Source organism: Granulicella sp. L46 (genome assembly GCF_009765785.1).
In the GTDB taxonomy this organism is placed as follows: domain Bacteria; phylum Acidobacteriota; class Terriglobia; order Terriglobales; family Acidobacteriaceae; genus Granulicella.
The window spans coordinates 1,013,676-1,037,606 of the sequence record NZ_LMUT01000012.1 but is presented as its reverse complement, the minus strand read 5'-3'; the positions used below and the strand labels follow the sequence as shown (position 1 = coordinate 1,037,606).

General features: G+C 58.7%; 14 protein-coding genes and 1 pseudogene. 7 read left to right on the top strand and 8 right to left on the bottom strand.

Annotated elements, in window-relative coordinates:
* The first annotated feature begins 75 nt into the window (after positions 1-75).
* Entirely contained in the window at positions 76-1,758 is a 1,683-nt protein-coding gene (locus tag GSQ80_RS13825; RefSeq protein WP_158788171.1) for a family 43 glycosylhydrolase, read from the top strand.
* Positions 1,759-1,791: 33 nt separating this feature from the next.
* On the opposite strand, the gene GSQ80_RS13820 is transcribed toward GSQ80_RS13825, so the two are convergent.
* The 3 genes from GSQ80_RS13820 to GSQ80_RS13810 all read right to left on the bottom strand — a co-directional run bounded on the left by GSQ80_RS13820 (position 1,792) and on the right by GSQ80_RS13810 (position 7,777).
* Positions 1,792-2,832 (bottom strand): arabinan endo-1,5-alpha-L-arabinosidase, encoded by a 1,041-nt coding sequence (locus GSQ80_RS13820; RefSeq protein WP_158788170.1) that lies wholly within the window; start codon positions 2,830-2,832, stop codon positions 1,792-1,794.
* A gap of 385 nt (positions 2,833-3,217) precedes the next feature.
* The gene (locus tag GSQ80_RS13815; protein ID WP_158788169.1) at positions 3,218-4,576 is read right to left on the bottom strand and encodes a histidine-type phosphatase; all 1,359 of its coding nucleotides are present in this window, start codon (positions 4,574-4,576) and stop codon (positions 3,218-3,220) included.
* Between the two features lie 156 nt (positions 4,577-4,732).
* Positions 4,733-7,777 (bottom strand): TonB-dependent receptor, encoded by a 3,045-nt coding sequence (locus GSQ80_RS13810; protein ID WP_158788168.1) that lies wholly within the window; start codon positions 7,775-7,777, stop codon positions 4,733-4,735.
* A gap of 169 nt (positions 7,778-7,946) precedes the next feature.
* Here GSQ80_RS13810 and GSQ80_RS13805 point away from each other — a divergent pair, with 169 nt between their 5' ends.
* On the top strand, positions 7,947-8,627 hold the full coding sequence (locus GSQ80_RS13805) for a response regulator transcription factor (RefSeq protein ID WP_158788167.1): 681 nt from the start codon (positions 7,947-7,949) through the stop codon (positions 8,625-8,627).
* Between the two features lie 83 nt (positions 8,628-8,710).
* Entirely contained in the window at positions 8,711-10,084 is a 1,374-nt protein-coding gene (locus GSQ80_RS13800) for an ATP-binding protein (protein ID WP_158788166.1), read from the top strand.
* A gap of 176 nt (positions 10,085-10,260) precedes the next feature.
* Here the strand turns inward: GSQ80_RS13800 and GSQ80_RS13795 are convergent, their stop codons facing one another.
* The 3 genes from GSQ80_RS13795 to GSQ80_RS13785 are packed head-to-tail and all read right to left on the bottom strand — an operon-like array spanning position 10,261 to position 15,912.
* Complete coding sequence (locus GSQ80_RS13795) at positions 10,261-11,367, bottom strand: phosphatidylinositol-specific phospholipase C1-like protein (protein ID WP_158788165.1); 1,107 nt, start codon at positions 11,365-11,367, stop codon at positions 10,261-10,263.
* 18 nt (positions 11,368-11,385) lie between these two features.
* Positions 11,386-12,330, bottom strand: a complete 945-nt coding sequence (locus GSQ80_RS13790) for a metallophosphoesterase (protein ID WP_158788164.1) — start codon at positions 12,328-12,330, stop codon at positions 11,386-11,388.
* Between the two features lie 45 nt (positions 12,331-12,375).
* Positions 12,376-15,912, bottom strand: a complete 3,537-nt coding sequence (locus GSQ80_RS13785; RefSeq protein ID WP_254059639.1) for a carboxypeptidase regulatory-like domain-containing protein — start codon at positions 15,910-15,912, stop codon at positions 12,376-12,378.
* A 257-nt stretch (positions 15,913-16,169) separates the two neighbouring features.
* Between GSQ80_RS13785 and GSQ80_RS13780 the strand changes: the two genes are divergently transcribed.
* Entirely contained in the window at positions 16,170-17,615 is a 1,446-nt protein-coding gene (locus GSQ80_RS13780) for a hypothetical protein (RefSeq protein ID WP_158788162.1), read from the top strand.
* Between the two features lie 58 nt (positions 17,616-17,673).
* Here GSQ80_RS13780 and GSQ80_RS23405 read toward each other — a convergent pair.
* Both GSQ80_RS23405 and GSQ80_RS13770 read right to left on the bottom strand, forming a co-directional pair.
* Positions 17,674-17,794 (bottom strand): annotated as a pseudogene (locus GSQ80_RS23405) (IS30 family transposase); the annotation flags it as partial.
* A 6-nt stretch (positions 17,795-17,800) separates the two neighbouring features.
* Positions 17,801-20,365, bottom strand: coding sequence for a protein kinase (locus tag GSQ80_RS13770; RefSeq protein ID WP_158788160.1), 2,565 nt, complete (start codon positions 20,363-20,365; stop codon positions 17,801-17,803).
* A gap of 129 nt (positions 20,366-20,494) precedes the next feature.
* On the opposite strand from GSQ80_RS13770, the gene GSQ80_RS13765 reads away from it, so the two are divergent.
* The 3 genes from GSQ80_RS13765 to GSQ80_RS13755 are packed head-to-tail and all read left to right on the top strand — an operon-like array spanning position 20,495 to position 23,900.
* The gene (locus tag GSQ80_RS13765; protein ID WP_158788159.1) at positions 20,495-21,148 is read left to right on the top strand and encodes a hypothetical protein; all 654 of its coding nucleotides are present in this window, start codon (positions 20,495-20,497) and stop codon (positions 21,146-21,148) included.
* Positions 21,145-22,455 (top strand): hypothetical protein, encoded by a 1,311-nt coding sequence (locus GSQ80_RS13760; protein ID WP_158788158.1) that lies wholly within the window; start codon positions 21,145-21,147, stop codon positions 22,453-22,455. Before GSQ80_RS13765 ends, GSQ80_RS13760 begins: the two co-directional genes overlap by 4 nt.
* Positions 22,452-23,900: an Ig domain-containing protein gene (locus GSQ80_RS13755; protein ID WP_158788157.1), complete on the top strand. Its 1,449-nt coding sequence runs from the start codon at positions 22,452-22,454 to the stop codon at positions 23,898-23,900. The genes GSQ80_RS13760 and GSQ80_RS13755 overlap by 4 nt, the downstream gene beginning before the upstream one ends.
* The last annotated feature ends 31 nt before the right edge of the window (positions 23,901-23,931 follow it).

Sequence of the window (23,931 nt, the reverse complement as noted above, 5' to 3'; positions counted from 1 at the left end):
CATTAACCTGCCTGTCCGATCTACCTGCGTTCTGATCGAACCCTATCCCTTGTTGCTTCCTATGGAGGAAGAGCCATGCTCATGTCACCCCGGTCAATCTGTTCTCGAACTCTGCTCCCAGCCATCGCTTTAGCGTTCGTTGCTGGCCCGCTCCTGACCGGGTGTGGTGGTGGCGGGGGAGGATCGACGGGCGGTGGGGGCGGAGGCACAATCACCACACCGGACATGGGGGTGCAAGGGTCCATCAGCGACGCATACGGATTCACACTCACGAATGCCAGCAGCAGTCTTGTGCTTGGGATTGCGAACCAGAGCCAAGTTGCAGGGACCGCTCTCGCGCAAGAGACCAGCGCTGGGTCAGCCACCACGGATGACATGTGGCATGCGATGCCTATGGGCACGAATCAGATGGAATATAACGTAGAAAACCTCCTTACCCACCAGGTGGCGGGGATCGCGGATGCGTCCACAGCGACTGGCGCCACGGCCTTGCAGTATGCCGACAATGGCACCAACGATCACCTATGGGAGTTCTTTCTCCTGACCGACGGGAACTACCTGATCAAGAATGTTAACAGCGGCTATTACCTGCAAGTGAGTGGATCCGGCACTACCTCCTCCGCTGTGATCGATCAGGACGCCCGCGCCACGACCGGCACCGGCTGCACCTGCCAGGAGTGGAAGCTCGGGGTCTCGACGACGCCGGCATATCCTGCGCCGCGTACAGTCACCGGTACTGGAATCTACGTGCATGATCCATACATGCTGAGGGATGCCAGTGGAACCTACTGGCTCTATGGGACGCACCAGACCCTGGCCTATTCCACGGACCTGACAACGTTTACTTACACCACCCTCACCACCCCGGATGGTGCCTGCACGGCTACCCAGGGAGGCGCCTGGATTACGGCCGATCAGCACTGCCCCATCATCGGTCCCGACTTCGCCTCATGGTCCGGTCTGCAAACGCCTCCCACGGAAAATAACGGCGCGAACATCGACGTCTGGGCGCCCAGTATGCTCACCTATAACGGCGTCTACTACCTTTACTATTCCATCCCCTACGAACCTTCAACGGGTGCCGAGGCAGTGATCGGTCTCGCGACCGGCACCAGACCCTCCGGCCCCTGGACAGACAAAGGCTATGTCGTCTCCTCCTGGACCGCTGCTACCACGCCTCCGCCCTCCAATAGCTCCTGGAACTTCAACTTCGCGACCACCTGGAACGCAATCGATCCCAATCCGTTCATCGATGCGAATGGCAACTGGTGGATGTCCTTCGGTTCCTTCCAGGACGGAATCCATCTTATGCAGTTGAACCCGTCGACCGGCCTGCCAATCTCGCCCGGCTCGCTCACCTATCCCATCATCGCGGCGCGCGGGGCGGGTGAGGAAGGCTCCTTCATCTACCCGTACATCTTCAATGGCACGCAGTACTACTATTACTTCGCGCCGATTAACGTGTGCTGTAGCCCGACCAGCCCGTACCGCATCATCGTCGGTCGCTCCACCAGCCCGCAGGGTCCGTATGTCGATCGCGGAGGCCTCGACCTCACCGTCGGCGGAGGCACAATACTGCTCAGCACGCACAGCAACATCGTGGGGCCCGGCGGCCAGAGCGTCTTCACCGACACCGTCAGTGGTGTCGCAACACCGACTCTCGTCTACCACTACTACGACGCCAATAACAACGGAACTCCCACGCTCGGCATCAACCGCCTTGGCTTCACGAGCGACGGCTGGCCCTACGTGGAGTAGCGCGCGGCAGCTACAACGACGCGGTCGCCGGCCTCATGGCTCCAGTCCAGCATGAGGCCAGCCGCCCGTCCAATCGATCGTCGAAAGCTGCATCGAAGGCCTGCCGGTCTTCGCATCGTATGCGTGGAAGACGATCAGGTCCTCGTCCTTAGGCCCCATCCAAATGCTCTCGCCGCCCGGTCCAAGCCAGCGTGAGTTCGCCACCAGCAACGGCGTTCCTCCACCCTCCAGCAGCGGCTTGCCTGTCTCGTCTACATAGGGTCCGGTGACGGCCTTCGCGCGTCCGATGACTGTTTTGTAGGTGCTCTTCAGACCACGACAGCAAAGATCCCAGGACGTAAACAGGTAGTAGTAGCCGCCGTGAAAGACGATGAACGGCGCCTCGATGGCCTCCCAGTTCGGCGGCAAGCCTGGAGGTGCAGGTGCGGCGTCCGGAGGCTGTGCGCGGCGCGCTAGCGAGTAGAGTGTCGTGTCCGTCGTCGACAGTAGTCCAGTGGATTTATCCAGATGGCGCATCTTGATGCCGTCCCAGAAGCTTCCGAACGCCAGCCAGTCCTGTCCCTTGTGATCCCGGATAAAGTTGGGATCGATGGCGTTGAAGTTGTCCTCGGCCTTCGATTCGAGTACCAATCCCTTGTCCACCCACTTGAAATCCGGCGATGTTGGATCAAGCGTTTTATTCACCGCCAGTGCGATGCCCGAGGTGTTCTTGCCGAATAGCGAATATGCGTAGTACATGCGATATTCATGGTTCTCGTACGAGACGTCAGGAGCCCAAAGATCTTTGGTTCCCGGACTCCGCTTCTGGATCCAATCAGGGATTGCGTTGAAGACCTGTCCACAGCGCTTCCAGTGCTCCAGGTCATCGGAGCAGCGAATGGCGAATTGGCCGCCCTCGGGCGTCTTGCCTGTGGCAAAGACATACCAGGTCTTCCCATCCTTTGCGATCGACGGATCATGCGTGAAGGCGACGTCGCCTGACAGCGTATAGACATGCGGAGATTGGGCGGATGCGCCACCGGCGATCATCAGTAGAACGGCGAATCCTAGACTTGCTTTCCAATGGGCGAACATGAGAACTCCTCGCGATGCAGCTTTCGATAGATCGGGAAATCGTTTTCTACCTAGGTTTTAAGGGGATCGATGGATGCTTGTCAATCCAAGGGCCAATCTCGCGCTTTTGCTCGATGTGGAGTATGCGCTGAGGTTGAAGTGGTGGGCGAGACAGGGATCGAAAATATACCCCGGAGGCTCAGGCAAAACCATCCCAGAAGCATCATGCAAGTCACATAGCTCGTCGGAAGTCGTCACCTGCAGATCAGCCCACCTGGTATCGGAAACATTCTACGTTTCGAAGGTGATGCCGAGCCGCATCCCCGGCATTGGTTGGTACTCGCAAAGAACCTCGCCATTCAAAAATAGGTTAAGTCTCCGGCCCGAACTTGTCGATAACGCCGTTTCAGGGAAGTTTGCGCTTCGGAACAACCGTAGGCTCAGAAGCCTGCTCTAGGATGCGCAAGAAGGAGGCCAGAGGGCAGGACATGTCGGCGCGGCTGCAAGCCGGACTGAACACGGGTACGCGCTGCGGCGGATTCGAGACAGTGAGCGGCGCGGAAGATCTCATCTGGTCCAAGGTTTGGGCCATGAAGTAGGTGCGGACTGAATACTCTCCATTGGATCGGCTACGCCAGAGCTCAAAGATTAAGGCGCCCCCGGGTGGGGTGTCATCTCGTCGTCCATCGATCATCCAACTGAGATTGAGGAGCCCAGCGATGTTTTCCTGATTTGTGTCGTGACCGATGAGGAACAGGGCACGATCGGAGGGTTTGCCTATCGCTCCGTGCAAGGCCTTTTGACTAGCAGCCTGCTGGATAGACAGGCGAATACCGTCGACCAGGTTCGAGACCTGGGCGCGCGCGATCTGCGGCGTTCGCTGGCTCAGATCAACTGAGGCAGTGTGCAGCGCCACGAGTTCCTGGAGTTCCGCGCGATGAACGCAGTTCCAGCCGACGTTCGCCTCATCCATCCCCTCGGCATATTCGAGCAGAAGATTTTCCGAGAGCGTTGAGGCTGTCGCGAGAGGACCTCTGAGCTCGGCTAAGTGATCTCCTGTGCCTTCGGAGAGAGTTGCTGGAATGTCCATCAACGATATTCGTTGCGAGGGCTTGTTGTTTGAAGCGGGCGTGTTGCCGCAGGTGGCGAGGATGTGATCCAGTGCTGCTATCTGCGGATAGTAGGCGCGAGTGAGATTCGTGGGGTCGTCGCCGATGCGGCCGGCGATGGCGGCCTTTGCGAGCGCGGCATCCTGAACGGCTGAAGCATTCAAGCCGCGATGAGCGGCGGCGTGGAAGAGAGGATCGTTGGTGCCCTCGGGGAGAGACAGCACGGAAAGATCGCAGCCGGGCATGAGTCCCTGGGCAATGGCCTTGCCGGTCTGCTGGGTGCGCTGGTCGGAGTCGGCATAGATGGTGACGTGGGACGCATCCGCGCAGCCGTTGGCTGACAGGAGACCTTGCGTGGCTAACTGCGCACGGTCAAATGAGCCGAAGAGCTCCATGAGATGAAAACCATGGGGCGTGAGGTAACCAGGTTGCACGGGCCAGCTCGGCCAGGGAGAAGTCGAATAACGGTTGTATAGTTCGGCTTTGCTGGTGGGGGATCGTACTCCATGCCGGCTGAGGTAGACAACATAGCGCAGCTCGGAGTCATTGTCTTCCGTACTGCGGATGTTTCTGTTTGCAGCGATCCCCTGAGCGTGCACCGGATGGGGTATCAGCATCAACAGACAGGTCATCGACAGAATGTTGAATCTCATCATTTCCCTTGGTATCTCATTGCGTGCTGTCTAGCTGGCAACGTGTGGCGATTTCAGTAATGTGGTGCGAAACGGAACCTGCGTCAGGGGCGCAGGTTCCGGTCTCGACGCGGCGAAGGATGACTCACGGGTCGACGTCTCGAGGATCATACCCCGAAGCTAGCGGGAACCGAGAGTGTAGCGAAGTCCGCCGGTGTACGTGGGCTTGTAGTACTCGCGCTGGTTCACGAAGGGCGTGCTTCCCTGGTAGTAGCCGAAGACTTCGTTGTTGAGGTTGAGGCCGGAGACGACAGCACTCAGGCCTTTCCAGAAGCGGTAGCTCACTTGAGCGTCGACCTGGAAGTGGGTCAAGGTAAAGATGTCGCCGGAGGGGCCCTTGGGGCCGAGGCCGCTGGGATCTGCCCCCGTGACGTACTGAGGCGAGACATAGTTGTAGGTGAAGAGGCTGGCTTGGTCGTATGCCAGACCGACGCGTGCGGAGAAGCGCTTGGTATCGAAGGTGGGGCTGATCTTCCAGGTATTGGGCGCCTGATCGATGGTCGTGGGGTGGTCGTTGCGCAGGGGAAGGCCCTTCTCGCGCGAAGCGGTGTAGCTGTAGTTCGCGCTGAGGCCGAGTCCCTTGAGGACTCCAGGCAGATAGCTGAAGTGCTGCTGGAAGCTCAGTTCGAACCCGTAGATCCAGGCGTTCTCCCCGTTGCTGAATTGCGTGATGGCGTCGCCGGGATACTGAGCAAGCACGGTTTGCACTGAGGCTGGGAAATAGTTTGGGGGGAAGTCAGAGAGGCTGAGCCCGCCGGGCAGCGTGATCTCCACCTGCGGCGCGGTAAGTTGTTTGAAGAAGTAGCCAGCCTGAATGAGGCCAAGAGGCTGGAGGTAATACTCGTAGAGCAGATCGTAGTTATTGGCGTGCTCCGGGCGCAGACTGGGGTTGCCGATGGTGACGGAGACGGGGCTGGCGGTTGAATCTTCCTGAACGTAGGGAACGAGTTGGTAAGGATCGGGCCGGGCTACACCGCGAGAGTAGACAGCGCGCAACGCGGAGTTCGCTGTAAGACTGTAACGTAGTTCGACGCTGGGGAGGAAATCGATATACGCCGGGTTGTTATTGACGCCGATGTACGCGTAGCAGTTGCCGGGCGCCGGAGGAACAGGGCCCACGTTATTCGGGCAGACTACTTCTGAGGAGCCGCCCGCGTAGGTGCCGGTCTCGGGGTTATAGGTGCCGTAGAAGGTGAGGTTGTAGCCGAACGTGAGATCACGTGTGGCCTCAATGCGCAGGCCGGTGTTGACGTGCAGCTTGCCGAAGTCGACGGAATTCATCACATAGCCTGCAGTGATCTGCTCGGTGGTATGGAAAAGGTTGGGGTAGATGGCAGCGGCGGTCTTCTGTTCGTCAACGTAACCCTGGTAGTTGGCCAGCGTGTAGTTTTCCGCGGAGATGAAGTTGGAGACCTGGCCATACTGGCCGCCGAAGTAGGTACCATTGAAGTAGTCAGTGTTATTGAAACTGTCGAGCAGTGAGGTCATCAGCGGCGCATTGCTGGGGAAGCCGTCATAGACAGTCTCGGTGGAGTCCTGGGTCTGGTGGGTATTGGAGAACTTGAAGCCTGTTTCGAAGGTGCCGAAGTGGCCCCACCAGCGGTAACTCTTGGCATACGAGGTCTGCGCGGTTAAACCGAGGTTTGTATTTTTGCCTCGGGAGATCGTAATGTCCTTGAATTGCCAGTTGGCGGCGCTGAGCAGGGGAGAGGTATTGGTGTTGTCGCAGTTGCCAAAGTGCGGGTGATAGAGGTCAGTCTGCTGCGAAGGAATGTAGTTGCAGTACACCGTGGGTCCTACCCACGAAAAGTCTGCCTTGGGATTGCCGGCAGAGTCGATCTCATAGGATCGCGACGCCGAGATCTGGTAGGTAAAGAGTGAGTCCTCGTGCACCGTGCGGCCGCCGAGGATGAGTGTGCCGACGGAGGCGTTCGGGCGTTTGCTGGATGTATAGAACTTCGGCGCCGAAGACTTCTTGGCAGCGCTCGGATACACCGGATCATCGGCCGATCCGCCGATGGCTGCGGAGACAGGCTCGTAATACCATTTGTCGCCCCAGTCCTTGAGGTCCGTGTAGAAGCCGAGGGCGTAGAGAGAGGTGCTGGGCGTGAGGTGATAGTCAGCGCTGCCGTCGAAGCCGTAACGCGTGCGGTAGTAGCGGTATTCGCGAATGGTGTTGTTGTCGTAGAAAGGTGTGGCGAAGGTGGATAGAGGATCAAGTCCGGGCTGGATGTTGTCGATGCCGCGGCCGTTGTAATCGAATACTGCGTCGCCGAGGATGCCAAACCGCTTGGATGGTCCAAAGCGCTTGCCGGCAGTGCCTCCGAAATCATATGAGCCGCGGCCGTTCAAGATGGGGGTATATCCGCCATCGCCATAGAGATCGAGGGTTGGCTTTTCGCCGGCTTCTTTGGTGACCAGGTTCACGGAAGCGCCGATGCCATCGCCGTCCATGTTGGCGAGCAGCGTCTTGTTCATCTGGATCGAATCGACCATGCCGGAGGGAATGACATCGAGACGCACCTGGCGGACGGTCGGCTCGGGAGCGGGGATGGTGATGCCGTCGACCGTCACGTTGGTGAGACGAGGTTCCGTGCCGCGCACCTGGATGTATACGCCTTCGCCTTCGATACGGTAGAGGGTTACCGAGGGGAAACGACCGATGGCGTCGGCAACGTTGGCGTTCGGAAGGCTGGTAATGACCTCCGATGGCATGACCTGCATCAGGTTATCGGCGCTGCGTGTTTGATTAATCGCTTCGGCTTCGCCATGCGGGCGCGATGCCGTGACCAGGATCGCCTGGCTTGCATTGGCCACCTTGATGGTGAGATCGAGATGAAGCGTCTGCCCTGCGAACACTTCAACATCGGTCGACAGGGGAGCGAAGCCGACGTACGAGACGGTGAGCGTGTACTTGCCGGCGGGGACGTCGGTAATGCGATACGCGCCCTGGGCATCAGAGACGACGGTGATTTTTACCGGCGTCAGAGAGATCTCGGCTCCAGAAACCGATGCGCCGCCTGCATCCAGGACCGTCCCCTGGATGATCGCGGTATCTTTGCTGGACAAGGTGGCAGCGCGAGCAGTGGCAGTCACGGCAAACAAGCATCCGGCCATTAACACGGTGTTCAGGCGGCGACTCCAACTCTTTAGCAACGACGTCATGAAATCTCCTTATGTGCAGGCGCGGTCGATCAAAACTATTCATCGGATCGGATCAACGCGCCGGGACACGATGGAGTGTGGCAGCAGAGTCTAAGCGCAACCTAAGGAAGAGAACGTAAAAGCCAGCGTTTTATCGGATATTTACATACCAAGGTTAGCCTGAGGGCTCATGCACATCTTGATTGTCGAAGATAAGAGAAGCTTTGCCACGCATATGGGGCGGGCTCTGGAACGCGAAGGACATACTGTTTCGCTTGCATACGATGGTCACCAGGCGCTTCGCATGGGAAGGACTGCAGCCTACGATCTAATGCTGCTGGACGTGATGCTTCCGGGGATCGATGGCTTCGACGTCATCAAGACATTGCGAGGGGACAGACTGCTTACCCAGACCATCCTGGTGTCGGCGCGTGATTCGATGGAAGACATGATTCGCGGCCTGGATTCGGGCGCGGATGACTATCTCACCAAGCCGTTTGCGTTGGACGTTCTGTTAGCGAAGGTGCGTGCGACCGAGCGCCGGATTCCGTTGGCGCCCCCGCAGGTGGCACAGTTCGAAGACCTGATCCTTCGGCCATACCTCTGCGAGGCACAGCGTGGAACGCGGGTTGTGCCGTTGACGCGTACCGAATGCGCTTTGCTCGAAACGTTAATCCGAAGAGCTGGAACCATCGTACCGCACAGGATATTGATCGAGGAGGGATGGGGCCTGGATGCCGACGTGAGCTTCGACAGCCTCTACGTCTTCATCCGTGGACTCCGCGCCAAGCTCACGAAGCCCGGGGAACCAGAGTTGTTGCACACCATTCGGGGAGTGGGGTACTCGTTGCGTCGCGGGGCCGCATGCTGAGGGAGCGAATCTCGATCTCGCTCCGCCTGACCCTGTGGTTTGGGTGCGCTTTCTTTGCAGGCTGGGTGTTGTTTGGAGTGAGCATGTGGGCCAACCTGAGCCATACGCTGAAGGGCGAACGCCGCCAGACGCTCGATCGGCGGCTGGATCGACTCGAACAATTGCTGATAAAGGATGAGGGCGCTACGGCGCCGAAGCGGGACCATGATCTTGCTGAGTTTGCGCACGCTACGGGCAACGGACTCGTCGAAGTTTTGCATCCAGATGGCACGCTGGCCTATGGCCCTCCCACGGCCGCAGCTTCATCCTTCCCGTGGCCGAAGCTGCAAGTTGACGATCCCACCATGTTTGTGAGGGCCACCTCGGATGGGCAACCCTACTGGGTGCTGGCGCGGCCCTTTTCGCTTGCTGGCAATTCCGTAGTACTGATTGCCGCGGCTCCAGAGGCTGGCAATCTGCTAGTGATCGAGAACTTCCTCTGGGGTTTGCTGGCCTCTGCACCACTGTTGCTCGTGATCTCTTCGGCTAGCGGCTACTGGGTAAGCCGACGCGCGCTTAAGCCTGTCGACCGTATTTCAGCCACGGCACGTTCGATCAGCATTCGTAACATCTCGGAACGGATTCCTGTGTCGCCAACAGGAGACGAGTTGCAACGACTCTCCGAGACATGCAACGCTATGTTCGATCGCCTCGAGTCATCGGTAAATCAGATCAAACGATTCACAGCAGACGCTTCGCACGAACTTCGAGGTCCTCTCTCGTTCACACGCACGGTAGCCGAGGTTGCACTCAAGAACCCGCAAATCGACGAAGAGAGCCGAGTGGCGTTGAAGGACATTGTCGACGAGATGGCAAAAGCCGCGATTCTACTCGAAGAGATGCTCACGCTGGCACGCGCTGATTCGCTCCCAGTCGCTCTCCCTCGGACGCAAGTGGACCTGGCATGGATGATCAAGGACGTGTGCACTATGGCACAGCCGATCGTAGAGCAGCATGGCCTTCAGCTCCTCGTTCCCGGACATCTTTCCGGCGTCATGGTTCTTGGTGATGCGTCTGCACTGAAGCGCCTCCTCTGGATATTGCTGGACAACGCTGTCAAATACTCCAACCCGAACGGAACAATCACACTATCAGTGGAAACGCTGGCTGGACAAACGAAGGTCATGGTGCATGACAATGGCATTGGAATTTCACCGGCCGACCTGCCGTTTGTCTTCGACCGCTTCTACCGAGCTGATCCTTCCCGCAGCGTCGTAGAAGGCAACGGACTTGGATTAGCCATTGCGAAATGGATAGCAGAGACACATCAAGCAGAACTTTCCGTGACCAGCGACGCAAAAGGAGGAACGTCCTTCAACATTGTGTTCGACAATGTGCAAACGTCAACGGTCCAGGGTATATCCACAGAAATCCCCTCAGGGCAAAGTCAAGAGCACTTTGCGACGGCCCTCGAATGATCTTCAAGTAATTCATGCTGCTGGAAACGTTGGCTTTCGGCATTTTCTACCTGAACGTTTCTCAAAACGCCATTTTGCGCGAATTCCGTTTAAACTAGCGGAGAAACGCTTGGCCAGTGTAATCAAGCGGAAGATTATGCTTTCTACGCAAATGTCTGCCGGGCTTATTGCATCGATTAGTTGAGGGTGCAGCTAGCGGGTTCGTTGATTGGGTTGCAGCGGGCGGGAACATCGTCGGGCAGCTTGACGACAAAGTGGCCGTCCCAGCGTGCGGGTTCGTTGATGGGGTAGTCGGTGCTGAGGATCTGTGCGCCGCTGGAGATCATGGCATCGCGTACGGCGGTGTTGTTCGCGCGAGCTTCCTTTGTGTCGGAATCCGTGCGAGCGCGGATGAGGTAGCCCTGCTTGACGAGCGCGGTAATGTCCGCTGCGGGACCGCTGTTGCGCTCGAGGAACGCTGCATCCGGCTCGCCCGGAGTGGAGTTGGTGAAAAGCACGCGGCCTCGCAGGGAAGGGTGTCCTTCAAGATAGACAGGAGTCACCGGGCGCTGGTCGAGCAAGAAGACGATCTTGCCGCGAGAGCTGGAGAGCGTTGGCCAATTGTCTGCAAGCACGGCTTGGTTCAGCGTTTTATAGTGGCCACGCACGTCGTCGGGTGTGATGAGCTCATCGGGAGGAAAGACAGACCGGATCTCTGCGTCGAGGGCATCGAAAACCGCGGGGGTGAACGGCTCGGTCTCGGTTAGTTTGAGCTTGCCGACCGGACCCTGCTTGGTCTCTACGAGGATGAAGATGGGAACGTGGTTGGGATGTGCATGCGACCAGGTACGGACCTCCTGCAGACAGGCGACAAAGGGCTGGCAGGAGCTGCGATAGTCGACGTCCTGCACGTGCATGACCTTGAATCCTGGTTTCTGCATGAGGCCGTTGGGATCGAAGGGTGGGTCAGCGGGCAGGCCGGCTGCGGCAACACGCTTGGGGCCGGCAGGATCGGCGTAACGGCCACCCTTGGTGTCGGCGTAGATGTCGAGCTCGATCTGGCGGACGCCGCTGTCAAACTGTTGCGTTAGCGGCTGGTGCTGGTAATCGAGCCCCTTGTAGGCCTCGGCGTACTGCGGATCCGCTTGCCAGAGTTTCACCTCGTTCGGAGCGATGCCTACGTGGTAGCTGTTGTGCGTGCCGATGACCTGGATCTGATTCAGCTTCAGCGCGGGGTCGTTTGCCTGGGCATGCGCGTGGGCTAAGAGGATGACGAGAGGGAGCGTTGCAGCGATGCGATTCATAAGGGAGTCCTGAAGGTATTAGGCGGAGGTATAGGGTTTGCTGTAGTGCGTTGACCATTCGACAAGGCTTTCGTTCATGAACCGCCAGGTCGCGTGTTTGGTGTCGATTTCCATCAGCATGTAGGCGTTGGGATCGTAACGTGTCGCAGCCATGACGATGTGCCTGGGGCCATAGGCGGTGCCGTTGTCGATCCACCTGTGTTTGTGGCCGGAGACAACCAGCTGGATCGTCTCCTCGTACTTCACAAGCAGCGGATAGAGACCGTAGTCGGCGAATTCCGTGGGCTCGTCGAGATCGAGTGGATAGTGGATGAAGACGAAGCTTGGTTTGTGCTGTTGTAACTGCGCTTCAAACCAATGCAGCTGCTCTTCGCCGAGCGAGCCGCGACCGGGATTGAAGTTGGCGGCATTGCGGTCCTGCGTGCCGCCGAGGAAGTTGTTCAGGTGGATGAATTTGTAACCCTTATAGTCGAGCACGGAATAAGGCTTGGCCTGGAACTTGGCTTGAAAGAGGCAATGGCTCATCTCGCGGGAAACGCGGTGCACGTCATAATCATGGTTACCGAAGCCTAGATGGACGGGCATCTTGAAGCCGTCGGTGATGGCCTTGGCGTTATCGAGCCGAGTCCTGTTCTGGAAGTAGAAGTCGTAGTCGAGGGAGGGATAGTTGTGGAAGTAATCGCCGATGAGGAATGTCTGCTCGATGGCGGGGCTGAGGCTGTTGATGAGGTCGCGTGCGGAGATCAGGCGTGGCGTAGTGAGCAGGATGCTTTCGTTGTCTTCGACACCGTTCTCACTGCCTTTGACGTAGAAGTCGTCGATGATGTGGGTGTCGGCAACGAGTGCGAAGTAGAAGGTGTGAGGGGAGGCCGTAGCGCGAGCCTGCTCAGCCCATAGTTGACGGGTGAGCAGGCTACCAAGGGACGCTCCTGCAAGTGAGTTGAACTGTCTTCTGTTGAGCATGCGATGGTTCTCCTGGTGGGTGGATGATGGGATACGCTAGCGCTGCTAGAAGATGATCTTGCCAGCGAATTGCAGAATGCGCGCCGGGAAAGTTGAGGCAGCAGCCACCACACCGAAGCTTGTGGAGTTCGGGCTGTAGACGCTGGAGGGGAACGCATAGTTTGTATTGTTCAGGAGGTTGAAGGCCTCCACGCGGAAGTCGAATGTGGTGTGGTGATAGATCGCAAAGCTCTTATGCAGGCCCATGTCAAGCTGGTAGAACGGGTCGAAGCGGATGGAGTTGCGACCAGCGTTGCCGTACTCCTGGTTGACGGTGGGGAGGCTGAAGGGACTGGGAATATTTGGTGTAAGGGCTGAGCCTTTGAGCACCTCGATGTCCTGATTGCCATTGAACTTTACGCGTTGCGACTTGGGTAGCACCACGTTGCCGGGAAGCTGGTTGGGACGCTGCACGAGGAGCGGGCTGCCTTGCTGAAAGGCGTTCGGCGAGTAGCTGAGGTTGACCGGCATACCGCTGCTGGCGCTGTTGATCGCGGTGACCTGCCAACCGCCCAGCACCTGCTGCAGGACAGAGGGAGCGTTCGAGCCGAACTTCCGGCCCTTGCCATAGGGCAGATCGTAGACGACGGTAAGGACTTCGTTGAGCGGCTGGTTGTAGGCTGAGGGGCCGATCTCGCCGAGTGGGTTCTCGAGGTTAATACGCGAGTTGTCGTTGTCTGGTGTATCGAGGTGGCCGGCGGCGTTGTCTTCGGCGCGCGAGTACGTAAAGGAGTTCAGCAGGTAAAGTCCATGAGCGGTTCGGTGTTCCAGTTTTGTCTGCAGGGAGTTGTAGTAAAGCAGCCCGGCGGGCAGCGTCTCTTCGATGGTTGTGAAAATGGGGATGGGACGGCGAGCCTGCAGGGAAAGGCAGCCGGCGGTGGTGATGGTGTTGCAGGTTGCGGTGATGGCGTTGGGCACGGCCTGGTTCAAGTCGGCCAGTGTCTGCAGCTTCACGCCATGTTCGCCGACGTACGATACCTCAAAGGTGGTATTGGCTCCAAACGAGCGCTGCACGGTCAGGTGCCAGCTCTGCACGTATCCTGTTGGCAGATTCTTTGGAATGTAGCGCGCCTGGGTCGAAAGATTGCTGGCAGCGGTTACGTTGGCCGGGTCCGCGAAATTCAGCGGGTATCCCTGCGAAGTGGTGAAGAAGCAGGGCATCGGGTTCGCGGGGTTGAAGGGTGCGGCCGCCTGTGCGGCGGTGCAAGTTGTGAGCCCGGGGTTCGAACCGCGAATGCCGGGGAAGGCGTTGGTCGGCACCTGGGTGACCGAGGTGTTGACGATGGCGGGAAGATTATAGACGAGCAGATTCTCGCCGCCTTCGCGATTGAACTGCGCATAGTTGATGCCATACCCGGCGCGAACGACCGTCTTCGGATCCACTTGGAACGCGAGACCGATCCGCGGTGCGAAGTCCAGCTTGGGCATGTTGACCAGCGCGCGTTGGTAGAGCGAGCCATTGGTCGCCTGGATCAGCGATTGGGTCGTGGGATCATAGTTGGCGAGCAGGTTGTGGGACTCCCACTGCGGCGTCACCAACTCGTAGCGGAGGCCGGCGTTCACGGTGAGCCGCGAGTTCACGCGGATGTCATCCTGCACATACATGAAGTTGTCGCGCTGATTCAGATGGACGACCACGAAGTTGTTGAGTTGGTAGGTGTCGCGTGCGCCGAAGAGGAAGTCTGCGAGAGCGACGGCTTCGCGCGTGCCGGTATCGGAGCCGCTGAGGGTGCTGGCACTCCCACCGGTAAAGCTGTAGCCGCCGTTATAGGTGTCCTGACCATAGACCGGGTTGAAGTCGTCAATGGCCGTGTAGATCGCCTGGAACTCATAGCCGAACTTCAGTTGGTTGCGGCCACGGAGCAGCGTGTAGTTGACCTTCGGGTTGTACACCGTCGGGTTTTGGAATTGGGGATTGGATCCCTGGTTGCCGAACTGCGAGTATGTATTCACGCTCTGCACATTCAGGCTGCGGACGACCGCGGGATCGGTTGGGAGTCCGGGGATGCCGGTCTCCAGGCTGGGAAGGTTTGCACCGTAGGGAGTCTTTCCGCCATCCGTAAGAGTGAAGGCGAACCGCGCGTCGAGAATTGCATTCTGCGAGAAAGCGTGTGTGACGCCACCGGCTGCCTGCTGGTTGAAGATAGTCACCGTACCGTTGGAGTTGCCGCCTGCCGGCCCCTGGATGTTTGGCGGCGAGTTGATGATGCCCTGGTGTTCGCTGTAACGGAAGAATGCGGTGGTCTTCGGACTCATCGTGTAGTCCATGCGAATGTCGCCCTTGTCGTCATTGATGGTGTCGGGTGGCAGCGAGGCATAGTTGTTGCTGAACGGATCGCCGGGAACGTTGGGCGTGGGCAGCGCGCCGAGCACACCTTTCGCGAAGGAGGAGACCGAAGGATCCGAAAAGGGTATCACTCCGTTGGGGTAGATTTGACCGGTCAGCGGATTGACCAACGGAACAGGCGTGCCATTGCTTTCGGTGCCCAGGCCTGAAAGAAAGGTATAGCCCCCGTTGCCGACCGCCAGTGCGCTGGTGCCGTTCTGGTCCGCGGTGGGAACCGTTGCGCTGTTGATGGCGTGCACAACCTGACGGGTGCCCTCGTAGTCGGCGAAGAAGAAGAGCTTACCTTTGAAAATCGGACCGCCGAATGTGCCGCCGAACTGATTGCGAATGAGGACAGGCTTCTGTGCTGCGCGGGTCAACGGATTGGAAGGGGGAGTGAAGGGGCCGATCGCGTTGAAGACGGTGTTGCGCAAATAATCGTAGGCCTTGCCATGGAAGTTATTGGTGCCGCTGCGGATGCTGACGTTGATGACGGCTCCGGCGGAGCGCCCATACTCGGCGCTGTAGTTGTCGGTTTCGACGCGAAACTCGTTGATGGCGTCCGGGGATGGCGGGATTGCTTGATTCGAGAAGCCTTGATTCGAGGTGCCGTAGGCGTTGTTATCGAGACCGTCGAGAAGGAAGTTATTGAATTCGCTGCGCTGGCCATTTACGTTGAAGCTGGCGTCGCGGCTGGAGTCGGTGGAGTTCTCAAGGATGTTGCGGCGTACGCCCGGGACCAGTGCGGCCAGGTCAGCATAGGCACGGCCGTTGAGCGGCAGGTTCTCGACCTCCCGGGTGTTGATGACCTGGCCGCGCTCGCTGGAGTCGGTCTCAAGCAGCGCCGCCGCGGCGTTCACCTGGACGGTTTCGGCCGCAGAGCCTACCTTGAGGACCACGTCCACACGCTGGTGGGCATTGACCTGCACGGTAAAGTCTTCGGTCTTCGAAACGTCGAAGCCGTTCATCGAGGCGGTCACCTGATAGTGGCCAAGCTTTACGTCCGGAAACTCGTAAGCCCCCTGTCTGTTGGCCACGACCGTTACCTGGGTCTTGGTGTCCACGTCGATCAGGGTCACGGATGCACCGGCCAGGGCAGCGCCTGACGCGTCTCGAACGTAGCCGAGAACGGAGGCAGTCTCAAACTGCGCGAACCCAGTTGGAGCAGAGAGAAGGAGAAGAAGGACAATCGACACGAACAAATTGAGACGTTTCACTAATGTCACTCCATAATGCAAATCGTGCCGAATGGTTCCGTGGAGCCAGCCAGAGGCCGGTATACCCACTTCATCCACTGGTGGCAGCCCTTTGATCATCAGGATTAAGCAGGTTCACCGAAAGGGTGCGATTGCGTGAAAAATGGGCTCGCCCTGTGGTCATACCCCTGCGCACCCCTCTATAAATCAAGGCCAAATCCTTCTATCGCTTCAACGCGGTTTATCGAATTTTCATTTGCGGAGCCTAGTCTGTATCCATGTCAGTAACGAAAGAGTTGCCTTCGAAGGCCACCGGGGGCACCTCGAGTTTGGGTTATCAAACGATGTCAAGGGGTGCTGTCGGGATGGTGGAGGCGGTGCCGTCGGTGGATATGAACCGCCTCTCAGACATGGAAGAATGGCACTTGGCCTGTCGCATAGCAGCAAGCAAGCTGCTGTGCAGGTCGGACCTGCTACCCAGGTTCCTGCTTCATATCTGCGAGCAGACTCTGATGGGAAACTCTCACAACATCTCCGAGCAGCGCATTGGAATCCACATCTTCAATCGGCCGACCGACTATAACCCGGGTGAAGACAATATCGTCCGCAGCTATGCGCGCACGCTACGCAAGCGGATGGACGAATACTTTGAGTCTGAGGGCAGCCACGAGCGGCTGAGGATTGTGATCCCGCGCGGAGGGTACGTGCCCATCTTTGTAACCAACGGGGACAGCGGTCATGACGATCCGGGCGAATCGCATCGTGTCGCAGCGGAAAGGGTCGCGCCAAGAGCCGGTTCGGTCGAGGCGGGGATGCGGCCCCTAACGCAATTGGGAGTGCAACGAATGGAGCACGCCGGGTCGCAGTGGGGAGTTTGGTTGAAAGGACTGATCTGTCTGCTGATGGGATGCGTCCTGGGGGCATTTGCCTGGTCGGCGACCCACCGTCCAGACGACGGTCAAGCCTCTGAGATCGCTCATCCGATTTGGGCCGAGCTGTTTCAGAAGGATCGCAGCACTCTGATCGTTCCAGCAGATAGCGGCCTTGGCATTCTGCAGAATCTGACCGGAAAGCAGATTTCGCTGGAGACCTACGCGAATGGGTCCTACTTCGCCGGCGAGACATCGCTTCCTGGCATTGATGCGGGGAATCTGGCAGATCTGCGCCAGCAGCGGTACACAAGCGTGGTCGATTTGAACATCGCGGCGAAGCTCATGCAATTGCGTGAGCTTTCTGCCGGGCGAGTGGATATTCGCTACGCGCGTAGCATCACCGCGGAGGACCTCAAGAGCTCGAATGTGATTCTTCTCGGCTCGAGCCACACGAATCCCTGGGCCTCACTCTTTGAAGGGCGTATGAACTTCAGACTGCAATATTCTTCGACAGTCGATCAATCGCTGGTGCTGAACGAACGTCCGAACGGGAATGAGGAGAAGCAATATCTAAACGGTACAGGCCAGATGGCGAACCGCACCTATGGGGTAATCGATTACTTGCCAAATCTAGACGGCGGCGGCCATGTACTCATCATCCAGGGACTGAATATGGCGGCAACCCAGGCGGCGGCCGATGTTCTGTTCTACTCCCCGGACATGCGTCCCATTCTGGACCGCGCACGCCTACCGAACGGTTCGCTCCCCTCCTTCGAACTACTGATTCAAACCAGTAGCATCGGCGCAACCGATCCCGGCGCCCAGATCATTGCGACACGCTTCTACAAGTAACCGCCCCCGCGGCCTTCATGATCAGCATGTTTTACTCGACAGCAGGTTCAATATTTCTGTATCGCGAATGTCGTTCCACCAAGGTTGCGACTGTTGCCGGTGCCGGCGAGCAGATCACCTTCCCAATGACCGGTGATGGCGCGGTCTTCAATCTCGGCGGTCCGCTCGCGAATTTTTATGCGAAGCTATTTTTCTTCCAGGCTCAGGGCGTAAACATCACGCGTGCCCAGATTACGAAGAAATAGCGGCGCATCGGTTGGATCCAGTCCCATCCACATCCCGGTATTTCCCGTGTAGTGGAGGTTCTTGATGTCGGCGATGCGGTCGACTACACCATCTGCCACCCTGATTCGAAACACAGCTGGGCTCTCCTGGAAATTCATAAAGTAAATCCGCTGGCCGTCCTTGGACCACGACAGGTAGGCCACCACCCCCTTATATGGCGTAGACCACTGTTGGGTCTTGATGTTGAAAATGTTCAAAGTGGTCGAATTCATGCGCACGGCAGCGATCGAACGGCCATCGGGAGACCAGCGCGGCGAGAACATACCGACCGATCCGGGAACAGTGGAAACGCGTTTGCTGTCCAGGTCGAGAATGTTTATGACGCTCTTCGGATCCGCGCCCCCCTCCCTGCTTGTAGAAAAAACGACTTTGCTTCCATCCGGAGACCAATTCGGATCCGTTTCGGACCCACTGTCTTCAGGCAGAAGACGCCGCTGGCTGCCGCCCTGAGATGACACGATGTACGCCTTCTCACTGCCGTCAGAAGAGATATCCGTAAATAGGATTTGCGTGCCGTCTGGCGACCAGCTGGGCAATATTGGCTGCATTGGAGCATGACTCAGTTGTATGCGTTTGCTACCGTCAGGCTGGGACCTCCAAAGGATACCTTCCGGATAGGAAGTGAATGCGACGGACTGCCCATCCTTGGAGAAGGACACGTTGTCCGCCGAAAGGCCGGAGAGATAGGTCTGAAACTGCCCGGTCTTTGCGTCGAAGCGGACCAGTTCGCCATGCAGGGTTGAACCCGTTACGAAGATCTTTCTACCATCTTTGCTGGATATTGGATTACCCCATGCAATGGGGCCCGACGTCAATTGCACGGGCGGCCGAGGCGAACGCTGAAAGAGTTCATGGCGCTCATCTCGAGCCCACAGCTGACCCCCGGAATTAAAGAAGTAGAGGTTTCCGTCCGGACTCCAATGTCCGCAGCATGAGTAATCTTTCCAGTTCGGAAGCAACTGGTGGAGATTGGAGCCGTTGGAGGACATCTCCCAAAGCTGGTCGTCTTTTGAGAAGCGAATGGTCTTGCCATCGGGGGACCATTCGAGAAAGCTCGCCAGGCCCCCGATGGACGCCAGTTTATGCGCGCCAGTCCCATCGCTTCGAATTGCGAAGATGCCTCCGTCGGGGGTCGAGTAGACGACGGAGCTTCCGTCTTGCGACCAGGATGCGTCAGTTCCCACGACGAGGTACTGGAGCGAGCCCCCTAGGATACTGGCACTCCATATTGGGCGCGAGATGCTCGTGGCTCCGGTCAACGACGCAACGAGAAACTTCGAACCATCAGGCGAAACGTCCATCAGCACGGGATCTGATAAGGAGACATGGACCGGCGCGACATCTCCGCCCGATATCGCAACTTCGTCGAGGCCGTGGAGTCCATCCAGATAAAGCCGGGTTCCGTCGGTTCCGCGAAGAGAGCCAACATTGCCGTCATGGGTGATTTGGGAGTAGTCCGAAATGCGCAAGGACGCGAATTTATTCCGGCTTGCAATCACGGAGTAAACGATGAACGTCGCCGCAAGAACGGTGATTATTGCTGTCGACCACAAGGTAGATTTTCGCGACCAAAGTCGAGCCGGCGCTGCTACGGGCACGAATGACGATCCACTCGAGTCCGACAGAGCTTCGAGCGCGAAGGCTAGATCTGACGCGGACTGGAAGCGTTGGTCGGGATTTTTTTCGAGACAGCGCTGCAGCACTCGCTGTAACCCTGGTGGCGTATTCTGTGCGAACTGCGAGAGGGCCGGCGGATCTTCGTGCAGGACCGCGGTCATTGTCTCCGCTGCAGTCGAACGGTGGAAGGCCCGTCTGCCTGAAAGCATCTCATACAGGACAGGGCCGAATGCGAACACGTCGGTGCGATGGTCAACCGCATGCCCGCGCACCTGTTCGGGCGCCATGTACCCGGCGGTGCCCATGGTCAGGCCGGGATCAGTTCCTTGAGCGAGAGTCGGCGCGTTACCACCAGACTCGGCCGGAGCCTGCATCAATTTTGCTAGACCGAAATCCAGAATTTTGCTTACACCGCTTTTGGTTACGAATAGATTTTCTGGCTTCAGGTCGCGATGCACAATACCCTTCTCGTGCGCGGCGGCTAATCCATGTGCGACTTGGACACTGATGTCAATCGTCCTGCGAACCGACAGCGGCCCTTGCTCAATTAGCTGGCGCAAGGTAGTCCCCTCCAACAACGCCGAGACCAGATAGGGGGCGCCCTCGAATATGCCAAAACGGTAGATTGAGAGAATGTTGGGGTGATCCAGGGCTGCCGTGGCCTGCGCCTCGAGTTCGAAACGCCGCAGGCGTTCAAGATTTTGCGCAACCGAGGCGGGCAGGACCTTGATTGCCACTTCTCGTTTCAAAACAGGGTCTAGAGCGCGATATACCTCGCCCATTCCTCCCGAACCGAGGAGGCCGAGTATTTCATATCCGTCCAGCTGTGTGCCTGCGGACAAAGACATCGTGAGGCGGATTATATCTCTCGTGCCCAGGTTATACGCCGCATGCATAGCAAAGCTGTTCGACGCCGCCAAGGCTGTTATGCTATAAATTCTCCCAATCAAGAAATCGAACCATAGCAGGAATCAGGTATGCGGGTCACAAAATCCCGAGCACTCGGCCGGACTCTGTCCATCGATTTCACAGTCGCGGTCATCGTTTCTCTCGCCGCAATCTTTTGTGTTTCCTCGGCTGCTCATGCGCAGCGCGGAGCCATTACGTTGCCGCGCAATCTCGCCGATCTCAGCTCGAACGCCGGCCAGATCATCCAAGGCCGCGTCGTCTCCGCGACCGTTGAGCCCGACCCACGCTACAACCATCTCCAGACCCTCGTCCTCACTCTTGCAGTCGACGACGTCCTCAAAGGTCAGGCGCCGACCACCTTCACCTTCCGCGAATTCCTCTGGGACGTCCGCGACATCTCCGACCACGCCGGCTACCACCTGGGCGATGAAGTTCTGCTCTTCCTCAACGGCCCCACCCCTCTCGGCTTCATCACTCCGGTTGGTCTTCAGCAGGGCCGGTTTCGCGTCGTAAAGGGCGCCGACGGCCAGGACTACGCCATCAACGCCAACCAGAACTCCGGCCTCTTCGACAATGTCGTTCGCTCGGGCGCACTGAATGCGGGCAAACTCTCGGCAAAATCCCGCGCCACTGTGCAGTCGTTCCAGCGAGGCCCCATCCCCCTCACCGCCCTTAAGGAGTCCGTCCATCTCCTCGTCCAGAGTCCGGGAGCCGTCCGATGAAGCGCACTCTGCTCTGCGCCACTGTCCTCCTTCTGAGCTCCCTCGCTGCCGGTGCGGGCGGCCCCTTGCTCGTCGGCAGCCCGTCTTTTGGTGTCGACGGTCAGCCCTTCGTCTGGAACAACGCGCAGCCCGTCCAGTACCGCGTCGATAGCGGCACACTCGGTATGCTCTCTAGCGCCACTGCGACCGCCGACCTCGCCAACGCCTTTGCCGCCTGGACGCAACTTCCCACCGTCGCTCTCTCGGCTACGAACACCGGCCCTATCCTCGGCGTCACCAGCGGCCATGTCGCCACCGTCGCCGACTTCAACGCCGTCACCGGTTCCTGCGACAGCGGCCAGCAGTCGCCCATGATCTTCGACAGCAACGGCAGCCTCTTCTCGCAGCTCGTCGGCGACGCCTCCGTCATCGGCTTTACCTCTCCCTGCAAGCTGAGTCAAGACGGACACATCGTCAGCGCAATGTCCGTCTTCACCGGCGGCTCCAATCTCACCGAGCAGCAGCAGGACCAAGTCATGCTGCACGAACTCGGCCACTTCTTCGGTCTCGATCACTCGCTTCCAGGCGTGGACCCCTGCGGCACATCCACCGCTGACATCGCCGCCTTGCCCATCATGTACTTCCAACTCACTAGCCAGGCCGGCCTCACATCAGACGACAAGGCCTGGATCTCGTGGCTCTATCCGTCCGCCACCTTCAACTCCGTCTACGGCACCATCACCGGTCTCGTGCTCTTCTCCGACGGCCAGAGTCACGTCCAGGACGTTCTCGTCGCCGCGCACCCCGCAATGTCCGGCACGACCGCAGGTGAGGATCGCTCTCAAGCCTGGTCCTCAATCTCCGGCTTCCGCTTTACCGGCAACCCTGGGCAGCCCTACACCTCTAACTACCTCGCCTGTACGCCAGCCTCAGCCTGCCCCCACGGCTTCTACGGTAACAACGCCGACGGCGACTCCTTCGGCTCGCGCAACGCCGCTCTGCTCGGCTGGTTCGAGATCCCCATCCTCGCCGGCACCTATGCAGTCGAAGCCAGTTCCATCAACGACGGCGGAGTAATCGGCCCCAACGACCCCATCATCCCGCTCCCCGGCCCCGGCGAGTATTGGAACGCGCACGAGAGTGCAACCGACGCCAACTTCTCCACCATCGACTGCACCGTCCCCCGCCAGATCGACTACGTCACCGTGCAGGCCGGTCAGGTCACGCCCAACATCAACATCACCCTCGACAACACCGCGCCCACCTTCGACATCTTCGAAGGGCCCGACACGACATCCTCTGGCAACGCCACCGGGGTCCATCCGTGAGACTCGCGTTCGCACCCGCAGCACTCCTCGCCATCGCCCTTGTTCTCAGCGGCTGCAGCAGCTCCACCGGAGCAGCCTCCGGTGGTTCGGGATCAGGTGGTGGCTCGGGATCAGGCGGTGGAGGCTCCAGCCCGCCGCCGCTCTTCGCCATCGCCACTCAAAGCCTTCCACCGGTTCAAGTCGGCACCCCCTTCTCCGTCCAGCTCACGACGCAAAATGGGACAGCGCCGCTCACATGGAAAGCCACGTCCGCACCCCAGGGCGTCACCCTCGACAGCTCCACCGGCATCCTCAGCGGGAACGCAACCAGCCCGGGCTGCCCGGATAACGTCAACGTCACGGTCACCGACTCGTCCTCACCTGCGCGGACCGCCTCCGCCACTCTCGCCTTCAACGCCGAAGGCTTTTACACCGACCTCCTTCAAGGCCAGATCGGCGCCTACTATAACAACGGTATCGCCCTTCAGTGCGCTCAGGAACCCGTCAGCTGGACCCTTGTCTCCGGTTCGCTTCCTCCCGGCCTCCAAATGCTCCCATTTCCGGGCGTCGACTCCCAGCTAAACTTCCAGGGAAACCCGACGCAATCCGGAACCTATAATTTTGCCATCCAGGCCAAAGATCCGAACTTCCAGTTCCAGACCAACGCCTCTATCATCATCGTTCCCGCCGTGTTGAAGCTCACCGACGGCCTCATGCAAATCGGCGTCGTCGGCCAACCGTTTGATCACACCGTCGCTGTTACCGGCGGAGCGCCGCCCTACACCTTCACCGTGACCTCCGGTTCTCTGCCGCCCGGCCTTCAGCTCAACACGACCACCGGACAGATTAATGGGACCCCGCAATCCGCTGGTCTGACACAGTTCACTGTTACCCTCAAGGACTCCTCCGGCCTCGACCAGTTCACTCTTGCCAAGCCGGACACGATTCTCGTTACCGCTGCGCCTCTGCCCTCGCGCAACGACACCGTCGGCACAGCGACGCCCATCGTGCCCGGCACCTACTACGCCTCGCTCAGCCCTTACACCGACATCTCCGGCAATGCCGCGCCCGATCAGGATTATTACGTTCTCTCCGGCGTCAACCCCGGCGAAACCTACCAGGTGGGCGTCTCCAACGGCTACGAGAGTTGGAACGGCACTTACAGTGCTCCGACATACTCCTCGATTGATCCCGCTCTCGAACTCGTCGACGCGAATGGCAATCGCCTCGCCACCTGCAATGATCCTGTGGTCGACAGCCCGCCTTCGGGTGCTCCCTACAGCGCTGGCGCGAAGAACTTCACCGACCCATGCATCAGCCACTCACCCGCGGGTTTGGGAACGTCGTCTCCTTATCTGACGCTCCAGACTTCGAGCGCCAACCAGACCTTCTACATCCACATTTTCGACTTCAACGGCCGAGCCCGTCCCGACTTCACCTATACCTTCACCGTGACGAAACAGTAGCACCGGCTCACACCCGCAACTTCACCGAGCA

Coding starts and splice junctions, on each gene's coding strand:
- GSQ80_RS13800 (WP_158788166.1), top strand. CDS start 8,711: ATGTGGGCCAACCTGAGCCATACGCTGAAGGGCGAACGCCGCCAGACG.
- GSQ80_RS13825 (WP_158788171.1), top strand. CDS start 76: ATGCTCATGTCACCCCGGTCAATCTGTTCTCGAACTCTGCTCCCAGCC.
- GSQ80_RS13795 (WP_158788165.1), bottom strand. CDS start 11,367: ATGAATCGCATCGCTGCAACGCTCCCTCTCGTCATCCTCTTAGCCCAC.
- GSQ80_RS13810 (WP_158788168.1), bottom strand. CDS start 7,777: ATGACGTCGTTGCTAAAGAGTTGGAGTCGCCGCCTGAACACCGTGTTA.
- GSQ80_RS13815 (WP_158788169.1), bottom strand. CDS start 4,576: ATGATGAGATTCAACATTCTGTCGATGACCTGTCTGTTGATGCTGATA.
- GSQ80_RS13765 (WP_158788159.1), top strand. CDS start 20,495: ATGCGGGTCACAAAATCCCGAGCACTCGGCCGGACTCTGTCCATCGAT.
- GSQ80_RS13780 (WP_158788162.1), top strand. CDS start 16,170: ATGTCAGTAACGAAAGAGTTGCCTTCGAAGGCCACCGGGGGCACCTCG.
- GSQ80_RS13770 (WP_158788160.1), bottom strand. CDS start 20,365: ATGTCTTTGTCCGCAGGCACACAGCTGGACGGATATGAAATACTCGGC.
- GSQ80_RS13760 (WP_158788158.1), top strand. CDS start 21,145: ATGAAGCGCACTCTGCTCTGCGCCACTGTCCTCCTTCTGAGCTCCCTC.
- GSQ80_RS13790 (WP_158788164.1), bottom strand. CDS start 12,330: ATGCTCAACAGAAGACAGTTCAACTCACTTGCAGGAGCGTCCCTTGGT.
- GSQ80_RS13820 (WP_158788170.1), bottom strand. CDS start 2,832: ATGTTCGCCCATTGGAAAGCAAGTCTAGGATTCGCCGTTCTACTGATG.
- GSQ80_RS13805 (WP_158788167.1), top strand. CDS start 7,947: ATGCACATCTTGATTGTCGAAGATAAGAGAAGCTTTGCCACGCATATG.